The sequence below is a fragment of the Pseudoflavonifractor sp. An187 genome, from assembly GCF_002160275.1.
Classification (GTDB): Bacteria; Bacillota; Clostridia; order Oscillospirales; family Oscillospiraceae; genus Enterenecus; species Enterenecus faecium.
In genome coordinates this window covers 19,146-27,066 of sequence record NZ_NFKG01000030.1, presented here as the reverse complement: position 1 = coordinate 27,066, position 7,921 = coordinate 19,146, and the positions used below count along the sequence as shown (strand labels likewise).

Annotated in this window: 9 protein-coding genes and 1 tRNA gene; 4 read left to right on the top strand and 6 right to left on the bottom strand. The window is 54.2% G+C overall.

Annotated elements, in window-relative coordinates; genetic code table 11:
• Positions 1-205: 205 nt before the first annotated feature.
• The 3 genes from B5F22_RS12490 to B5F22_RS10225 form a co-directional block, all read right to left on the bottom strand.
• Complete coding sequence (locus B5F22_RS12490) at positions 206-1,096, bottom strand: IS3 family transposase (protein WP_242955110.1); 891 nt, start codon at positions 1,094-1,096, stop codon at positions 206-208.
• Positions 1,093-1,788: a helix-turn-helix domain-containing protein gene (locus tag B5F22_RS12485; RefSeq protein ID WP_087392481.1), complete on the bottom strand. Its 696-nt coding sequence runs from the start codon at positions 1,786-1,788 to the stop codon at positions 1,093-1,095. The genes B5F22_RS12490 and B5F22_RS12485 overlap by 4 nt, the downstream gene beginning before the upstream one ends.
• Before the next feature lie 115 nt (positions 1,789-1,903).
• Positions 1,904-2,134 (bottom strand): helix-turn-helix transcriptional regulator, encoded by a 231-nt coding sequence (locus tag B5F22_RS10225; RefSeq protein ID WP_087392480.1) that lies wholly within the window; start codon positions 2,132-2,134, stop codon positions 1,904-1,906.
• An 89-nt stretch (positions 2,135-2,223) separates the two neighbouring features.
• Here B5F22_RS10225 and B5F22_RS10220 point away from each other — a divergent pair, with 89 nt between their 5' ends.
• Positions 2,224-2,751 (top strand): hypothetical protein, encoded by a 528-nt coding sequence (locus B5F22_RS10220; protein ID WP_242955109.1) that lies wholly within the window; start codon positions 2,224-2,226, stop codon positions 2,749-2,751.
• A gap of 70 nt (positions 2,752-2,821) precedes the next feature.
• Here B5F22_RS10220 and B5F22_RS10215 read toward each other — a convergent pair.
• Positions 2,822-2,896, bottom strand: a tRNA-Arg gene (locus B5F22_RS10215).
• 244 nt (positions 2,897-3,140) lie between these two features.
• Here B5F22_RS10215 and typA point away from each other — a divergent pair.
• Entirely contained in the window at positions 3,141-4,967 is a 1,827-nt protein-coding gene (typA, locus tag B5F22_RS10210; protein WP_087230365.1) for a translational GTPase TypA, read from the top strand.
• An 84-nt stretch (positions 4,968-5,051) separates the two neighbouring features.
• Here the strand turns inward: typA and B5F22_RS10205 are convergent, their stop codons facing one another.
• Positions 5,052-5,297, bottom strand: coding sequence for a helix-turn-helix transcriptional regulator (locus tag B5F22_RS10205; RefSeq protein ID WP_087230368.1), 246 nt, complete (start codon positions 5,295-5,297; stop codon positions 5,052-5,054).
• Positions 5,298-5,408: 111 nt separating this feature from the next.
• Between B5F22_RS10205 and B5F22_RS10200 the strand changes: the two genes are divergently transcribed.
• Positions 5,409-5,744: a hypothetical protein gene (locus tag B5F22_RS10200; protein WP_087392479.1), complete on the top strand. Its 336-nt coding sequence runs from the start codon at positions 5,409-5,411 to the stop codon at positions 5,742-5,744.
• A gap of 97 nt (positions 5,745-5,841) precedes the next feature.
• Here B5F22_RS10200 and B5F22_RS10195 read toward each other — a convergent pair whose 3' ends face one another.
• On the bottom strand, positions 5,842-7,074 hold the full coding sequence (locus B5F22_RS10195; protein ID WP_087392478.1) for a hypothetical protein: 1,233 nt from the start codon (positions 7,072-7,074) through the stop codon (positions 5,842-5,844).
• 250 nt (positions 7,075-7,324) lie between these two features.
• Between B5F22_RS10195 and B5F22_RS10190 the strand changes: the two genes are divergently transcribed.
• Positions 7,325-7,918, top strand: coding sequence for an epoxyqueuosine reductase QueH (locus tag B5F22_RS10190; protein ID WP_087392477.1), 594 nt, complete (start codon positions 7,325-7,327; stop codon positions 7,916-7,918).
• The last annotated feature ends 3 nt before the right edge of the window (positions 7,919-7,921 follow it).

Sequence of the window (7,921 nt, the reverse complement as noted above, 5' to 3'; positions counted from 1 at the left end):
GGCCTCTTTTCGTGAATCTTTTCTCCATTGCTCCATAAAGCACACCCCCACATCTGATACCATTTTACCAGATGCGGGGATGTTTTGGAAGTTTTTCGACAGTCTGAAGCCCGGAGGAAGCAATTGTGAACTGCTCCCCGTCAAGAGGACAGTGAAAAAATATAAAGTTTTCCCGGCCAGTAGCCTATGTGCTGCTGGCCGCTTTTTATGCAGCGAGATACAGCTCGTGCTTCTCCATCGGCGTCAGCACGCCCAAGTTGCGCTGTACTCTCCTGGTGTTGTAGTAGTGGATATAGTGTTGAATCATCTGGACAAGTTCTTTCTTACTGGTAAATCGTCTGCCGTAGTAACGCTCCCGCTTTAAGATGCCCCAGAACCCTTCCATGGGGCCATTGTCAATGCAGTGGGCCACACGGGACATACTTTGTGTCATTCCTGCCTGCACAAGCTTGTGGTGGAAGGTTCGGTTGGTATACTGAAACCCTCTGTCGCTATGGAACAAGGGGTGAGCACCAGGATTGGCCTTCACAGCCTTGTCAAAGGTCTTGAATACAAGAGGATTGTCATTGCGATTCCCCAGCACAAAGGCCACAATGCGCCGGTCATAGAGATCCAGAATAGCGCTGAGATAGACCTTGTGTACTTCAGTTCCCTCATACCACTTAAACTCGGTCACATCGGTCAGCCATTTTTCATTCGGCTTTTCTGCATAGAATTGGCGATCCAACAGGTTTTCAGCTAGATACTGAGGATTCTTGGCCCGTCTGGTACAGCCGTGATTGCTGTACTTCACGGTAGAGCGAATATCTCTGGCCCGGCAAATGCGCAGCACTCTCTTGTCGTTGACGTGGATGCCGTAGTCGTGGCGCAAGTCATCGTTCAGCCTCCGATAGCCTTTGTCTGGGCTCTCGGAGTAGATTTTCTCGATCTTATCCGCCAGTTTCTCGTTCTCCGTAGCTCTGCGGCTCAACTTTCCAGAAGCCCATTTATGATAGGCAGAACGAGCGACATGGAGCAGTTTACACGCCACCTCAATGGGGTACCCCTGATTTTCATGGCACTCCTGAATGGCTTTATAAGTACGACGCTGCCTCACTTCTTCCAGGCCTCTCTCCTCTCGATCTCGTCCAATTTTTTTAGCAGTGCATTCTCCATTTCCGCCAGATATAGCTTGTGCTTGAGTTGCTCAATTTCAATTTGGGCTTTTTCCAGTTCGGTGCGAGGAGTTTGGTCTTTCTTCCGGCGGCCCCGCCGATCCTCCAATCCTGCTTCTCCCATCTGTTCAAACCGAAGAGTCCAACTCCGAACCTGTTGATAGCTAACCTGGTATTTCAAGGCCATTTCTCCGTAATTCTTTCCACTGGCAATGCAATCCCTAACAATTTGGATACGCTCTTCCTGCGTGGTTTCCCGTCCTTGCTTCATGTAGCTTCCTCCTCCTGAGTGTTTTACGGAGTTGAAATCTCCATGAGCATTATACACCTTTATCCAATCCCTGAGCTGTGCACGATTCCCAATATGATATTTTCTGCAAATATCTGCCAGACTTCCTATGCCAGACAGATAATCCTCCACGGCCTGCCTCTTTAACTCCGGTCTGTACACATGGTTTTTGCGCGATAGAAATGCATCTACCCCATCTGCCTCATAGTTGCGTATCCATTGATTGACTGTCTCACCTGAAACCTTGCCTCTCCGAGCCGCTTCACTTATGCTGATCTGTCCCTTGAGATAATCTCGTATAATCTTGATCTTTTCTTCTACACATAACTTTTGCTTCCTTGGCATGACAATGCTCCCTCCATGATTGACAGTGTTTTATTTCACTGTCTCTCATAGAGGGAGCATATCATACAACGCCGTCCGGGCTGAATTTTTTTCTGGTTTGATTCTAGCCTAGTGCTCAATCGTCCGCCAGCAATTTGGCCGGGGGTATGTCCAACACCTGGGCAATCTTGAACAGGGTCTCCAGAGACACGCCACGGATGGTTCCCGTACCCTCCACCTGAGCAATGAAGTTGACACTTTTGCCCACCCGCTCCGCCAAAAGTTCCTGGGTCAGCCCTGCTTTTTTCCTGTAGTACGCAATCTTTAAGCCTAACGTAATATAGCGTTCTGGGAATTCCGTGAACATGCCACCACCTCCTGCTATTATGCTAACAACAAAACAGCAGGATTATAATTTTCTACAATTGCATAATCCTTTACTTTAAGTAAATGTATATGTATAATGAAGCAAAGTCACTTCTTCACATTGGGGGTGAGACTTTGTTTCCATCTGAACCGATATACACCGTCAGTTTCTTTGGGCATCGAGTTATTTCTGATTTTTCTTCTGTTGAGTCCAAGGTAGAACAGCTCATTTCTACTCTACTTACACACCATCAGCATGTAGATTTTCTAGTAGGACGCAATGGAGACTTTGACCTCTTGGTCACCGCCGCAATCAAGCGTTGGCAGTCTCAAACTCACAGTGATGCTTGTTCTCTTATTTGGATGCTTCCCTATCCCACAGCGGAACTCCAGACCCACCTCTTTGATTTTGAAGCATATTATGACGACATTGAGGTGTGCCAAACTGCCGCCCAAGCACATCCCAAACAGGCGTTTCAAATTCGAAATCGAGAAATGGTCGAACGCAGCAATCTTGTGGTATTTTATGTTGCCCATTCTCATGGTGGAGCGTATCAAACACTCTGCTACGCAAGAAAACGAGGAAAAGCTCTGGTTAATCTAGCTTTCCCTGAGTGAATAGTGAAGAGTGATTAGTGAATAAGTAAGAAGTAAAACCCGCCAAACTTTTTTGAAGTTTGGCGGGTTTTGGCACCCCCGGCGAGAATCGAACTCACAACTAACCCTTAGGAGGGGCTTGTTATATCCATTTAACTACGGAGGCATATCAAATTGTCCGGCGACCCATGGCCGCTTGGTATATTCTACCCAATTCCACCGATACTGTCAATGCGGCACAAGAACTTTTCTGGAATCGGGCGGGTTTTTCTCCCCTTCTGCCGTTGCAATCCAACACATTTCGGGATATAATAAGTGACTGTGTTTTGATCGGATGTGGGAATTGTGTCCACATTCCCATGGTAGTTTATGGGCTGTGCAAAACAGCCAGACAATAAGGAGAACGAGAGATGCGAAACGAGAAATTGAGAAACGTAGCCATCATTGCCCACGTTGACCACGGCAAGACCACCCTGGTGGACGAGATGCTCAAGCAGGGCGGCATCTACCGGGAGAATCAGGCCACGGTGGAGCGTGTCATGGACTCCAACGACCTGGAGCGTGAGCGCGGCATCACCATTCTGGCCAAGAATACCGCCGTCCACTATAAGGATACCAAAATCAACATCGTAGACACCCCCGGCCACGCCGACTTCGGCGGCGAGGTGGAGCGTATTCTGAAGATGGTCAACGGCGTTATCCTGCTGGTGGACGCCGCCGAGGGCCCCATGCCTCAGACCCGCTTCGTGCTCTCCCGTGCCCTGGAGCTGGGCCACCGGGTGATCGTGGTGGTCAACAAGATCGACCGCCCCGACCAGCGTATCCACGAGGTGGTGGACGAGGTGCTGGAGCTGCTGATGGACCTGGACGCCACCGACGAGCAGCTAGACTCCCCCACCCTCTTCTGCTCCGGCCGTCAGGGCACCGCCTCCTACTCCCCCGACGTGGTGGGTACCGACCTGGTGCCCCTGTTCGAGACCATTCTGGAGTACATTCCCGCCCCCGAGTGTGATACCGAGGCTCCCTTCCAGATGCTGGTCTCCTCCATCGACTACAACGACTTTGTGGGCCGCATTGCCATTGGCCGCATTGAGCGTGGTACCATTAAGCAGAACCAGGAGATCGTGGTGTGCAACTACCACAACCCCGACGAGTCCAAGAAGGCCAAGGCCGTGAGCCTGTACACCTTCGACGGCCTGGCCCGCACCCCCGTCACCGAGGCCGCCGCCGGTGAGATCATCGCCATGAGCGGCATCGGCGACATCACCATCGGCGACACCATCTGTGCTCCCTCCGCCGTGGAGCCCATCGAGTTTGTGAAGATCTCCGCCCCCACCCTGGAGATGACCTTCTCCGTCAACGACTCTCCCTTTGCTGGCCGTGAGGGCAAGTTCGTCACCAGCCGCCAGCTCCGGGACCGCCTGTTCCGGGAAACCCTCAAGGATGTGTCCCTGCGGGTGACCGAGGTGGAGAACTCCACCGACTCCTTCAACGTGGCGGGCCGTGGCGAGATGTCCCTGTCCATCCTCATTGAGACCATGCGCCGGGAAGGCTACGAGTTCCAGGTCTCTCCCCCCCGTGTGCTCTACCAGGAGATCGACGGGGTCAAGTGCGAGCCCGTGGAGCGCGTGGTCACCGACGTGCCCGCCGACAACGTGGGCGCCGTCATGGAGAAGCTGGGCGCCCGCAAGGCCGAGTTCCTCTCCATGACCCCCGTGGGCAGCCGCATGAAGCTGGAGTTCCTGGTCCCCTCCCGTGGCCTGTTCGGCTACCGCAACGAGTTCTTGACCGACACCAAGGGCGAGGGCATCATGGCCTCCGTCTTCGAGAAGTACGTGCCCTACAAGGGCGAGATTCAGCGCCGCAACACCGGTTCCCTGGTGGCCCACGAGACCGGCGAGTCCGTGGCCTACGGCCTGTTCTCCGCTCAGGACCGTGGCGCTCTGTTCATCGGCGCTGGTGTGCCCGTGTATGAGGGCATGGTGGTGGGCGTGTGCCCCAAGATGGAGGACATCACCGTCAACGTCTGCCGTAAAAAGCAGCTGACCAACATGCGTGCCTCCGGTTCCGACGAGGCCCTGCGCCTGGTGCCCCCCCGCATTCTCTCCCTGGAGCAGTGCCTGGAGTTCCTGGCCGACGACGAGATTCTGGAGGTCACCCCCGAGAACCTGCGTCTGCGCAAGCGCATCCTCAACCATGAGCAGCGCATGAAGGCCCAGAAGGGTAAAAAGTCCTAACCACACATAGCAGTGTATTAAAAAAGTCAGTGATATCCGCCACCGCGGCGGATATCACTGACTTTTTTCGCTCATAAAACAATATCATTCTGGTACTTGAACCAGTTCTTCCATCTTCACGCCCAACACTCGGGATAGACCATATAACTCGATGTCTGTCACCGTCCGAGTCTTGTCCTCAATGCGTGAAATGGACCCACGGCAGACATAAATGGCCATGGTCTCCAGTTGATTGGAAACCGCCTGCTGACTCATGCCTCTGGCAAGTCGCAATTCTTTCACTTTGTCCCCTACCAGATTCATAGCTTTGCCGTCAATGATTCTTGCCAATTGCCCATCACCCCTTGTCTTGACACAGGACATACCGTTAAGCTATACTATTTTTCAAAACAAGTTGTCTTATGACAGGACAATTTAAAAAATAAATAGGGGCGAATAGAGATGGACAGCACCGTTGGCGGACTGAATGAATTGGCCGAAAAAATTCGGCAATATAAGCTGAAACAGATTTTAGGCGTTGATGATTTTTCCATTCTGATTTGGAAGCATCCGCAGAAAACACGGCCACGAGAGGCCAGCTATATCATTCTGAAATATCGGGATGACTACGGCGATACCATTTCCACGGAAGCCGCCTATGAAAAGGGGAAGTTTTGGTACTTCTATCCTGACGGCAGCAGCGGCGAAATCAATGAAAAGGTCATACTGGGCTGGGATTACTTTCCCTATAATGAGGAATTGCCACAAGTTTCAACGGAAGAAACAGAGTCACCTTGAAGCCTCCTCATGTTTAGCCCTTTCATATCGTTGTGCATAAAAAAGATGTGCCGTAAAAACGTTCGTTTTTGCGACACATCTTTTATCCATTTTATACTTAGTAGAACAACTGAGAGAACAGGCCAGCCAGCCCGTTGGACAGGAATCTCTCCAGGAACTCCCGGATGGTGATACTACTGCCATCCAAGGTCAGGGTGATGCCGCCCACCGTCTGAATCACACAGGGGGGAACAATCCACCAGCTCACCGCCAGGATCACCAGCATACCACCCAGGTAGCACAGCCAGAACATTCCGCTGCTCTGGTCGCCGCACACCGCTTGGGCGGACAAGCTGCCGCACACCACCGCTGTGAAGCAGGCCAGAACCACCAGACCCACGGCCACATTTAGAGAGAAGAAGGCGCACACAAAGGCCAAAAACAGCACCACAGTGGTCACGCCGCCGTTGGCGCTGTTGGCGATGTACATGTCCAGAATGCTGCCGCCGCTTTTAAAGATGCGGGTAAGGGCAAAGAGCACCAGGGTAAACAGGGCCATGCCCACCACTGCAATGATGAGGCCAAACAGGATGCTGCCCAGGGGGTTGCCCCGCACGGTCATAACGGAGCTGCTGCCCATCAGATTGCCCAGGCTGCTCAAAGGCCCGATTGTGCTGCGGATGCTGCCAGCCACCTGGCCCACCACATTCCACAGCAAGGCAATGACCACCACCACCCGGATCACCGAGAGGGTCACCGCCACAGTGAGGTTCTTCTCTGCCACAGCGGTACGGATGGCCTGGACGGGGGAAGCCCAATACTGGGCAAAGAAGGGTTTCAGGCTCTTGGCCGCGTGGACCGTGGTGTCCCGCACCTGTCGGCCCATCTGGGCGAACTGCTGGGCGTTCTGGCTCCCCGGCTGGCCCTGCCCGCCCTGGGGCTGGTAGCCATATCCGCCGGGCTGCTGCTGATAGCCATAGCCAGACTGCTGCTGCGGTCCGGGCTGTTGATAGCCGTACCCAGAGGGCTGCTGTTGATACCCATAGCTATTCTGCTGGGTGTCAGCTCCCGGCTGCTGGTAGTTGTACTCCGGCGGTTGGCCGCTGGGTTCCGACGGCTGGCTCATAGGCTCCGGCTGCTGCTCTTCGGGGGTTGTCTGGTCGCCCTGGGACTGTCCGTAGCTGTACCCCTGCTCTTCCGGCGGGGTGGCGGGCTGCTGGGGCGGGGTCTGCTCCACCGGAGCGCTCTCCGGCTGGGTCGTGGGTGGCTCCTGCTGCTGTTGCTGGGCCTGGGGGCAGGTGCACAGCTGCCCATCCTCCAGGGGTGCGCCGCAATACTCACAAAACCGCATGTTATCTCCTCCTCTGTTGGGCTCCGCTTACCGTCGGCGGGCCTGGTTGTCCGCACTCGTGTTCATTCCACAAATTTCGGGTAACTCTATCCTAACACTTTTGCATGCAAAAGTAAATGTATGTTTCTGGGAAGCCCTGCCCTTCTGCCCCGTCCTCTTTGTTGCGGGGTGAGAAGGGACATGGTATAATGACAGAAAACACGTCAAAAAGGCCCATTCATCCCACTGCCATGGGCTTAAAGGAGCGTCTATGAATATTTTTCTTCACATCTGCTGTGCCCCCTGTTCGGTGGCCTGCATTCAGCAACTCCGGGAGGAGGGCCATGCCCCCACCGGCTTCTGGTACAACCCCAACATCCACCCCTTCCTGGAGTACAAGGCCCGCCGGGACACCCTGCGCCAGTACGCCCAGGACATTGATTTGCCCCTGGTAGAGCTGGACGACTACGGTCTGCGGGAGTTCACCGCCGCCGTGGCCGCCAACTCGGACGCCCGGTGCTCCTGGTGCTACGCCCGCCGCTTTGAGGAGACCGCCAAAACCGCAGCCCAGCGGGGCTTTTCCGCCTTCACCTCCACCCTGCTCATCTCTCCCTATCAAAACCGGGAGCTGATGTGCGAGATTGGGGCAAAAGTGGGCAAAAAATACGGGGTGGATTTTCTGCCCTACGACTTCCGTCCCCGATTCAGGGACGGACAGGAGCAGGCCCGGGCGTTGGGCCTGTATATGCAAAAATACTGTGGCTGCATTTACAGCGAGGAGGACCGCTTCTCCAACCGCCGGAAAAAGCAGCTCCACAAGCTGCACAAGCAGCAGGCGGCCCAGGCCGCCGCAGAAGGGAGATGACCG

What these genes read in the sequence shown, in the direction of transcription:
- B5F22_RS10190 (WP_087392477.1), top strand. Translation starts at nt 7,325, where the DNA reads ATGAATATTTTTCTTCACATCTGCTGTGCCCCCTGTTCGGTGGCCTGC.
- B5F22_RS10195 (WP_087392478.1), bottom strand. Translation starts at nt 7,074, where the DNA reads ATGCGGTTTTGTGAGTATTGCGGCGCACCCCTGGAGGATGGGCAGCTG.
- B5F22_RS10220 (WP_242955109.1), top strand. Translation starts at nt 2,224, where the DNA reads ATGTATAATGAAGCAAAGTCACTTCTTCACATTGGGGGTGAGACTTTG.
- B5F22_RS12485 (WP_087392481.1), bottom strand. Translation starts at nt 1,788, where the DNA reads ATGCCAAGGAAGCAAAAGTTATGTGTAGAAGAAAAGATCAAGATTATA.
- B5F22_RS10200 (WP_087392479.1), top strand. Translation starts at nt 5,409, where the DNA reads ATGGACAGCACCGTTGGCGGACTGAATGAATTGGCCGAAAAAATTCGG.
- B5F22_RS10225 (WP_087392480.1), bottom strand. Translation starts at nt 2,134, where the DNA reads ATGTTCACGGAATTCCCAGAACGCTATATTACGTTAGGCTTAAAGATT.
- typA (WP_087230365.1), top strand. Translation starts at nt 3,141, where the DNA reads ATGCGAAACGAGAAATTGAGAAACGTAGCCATCATTGCCCACGTTGAC.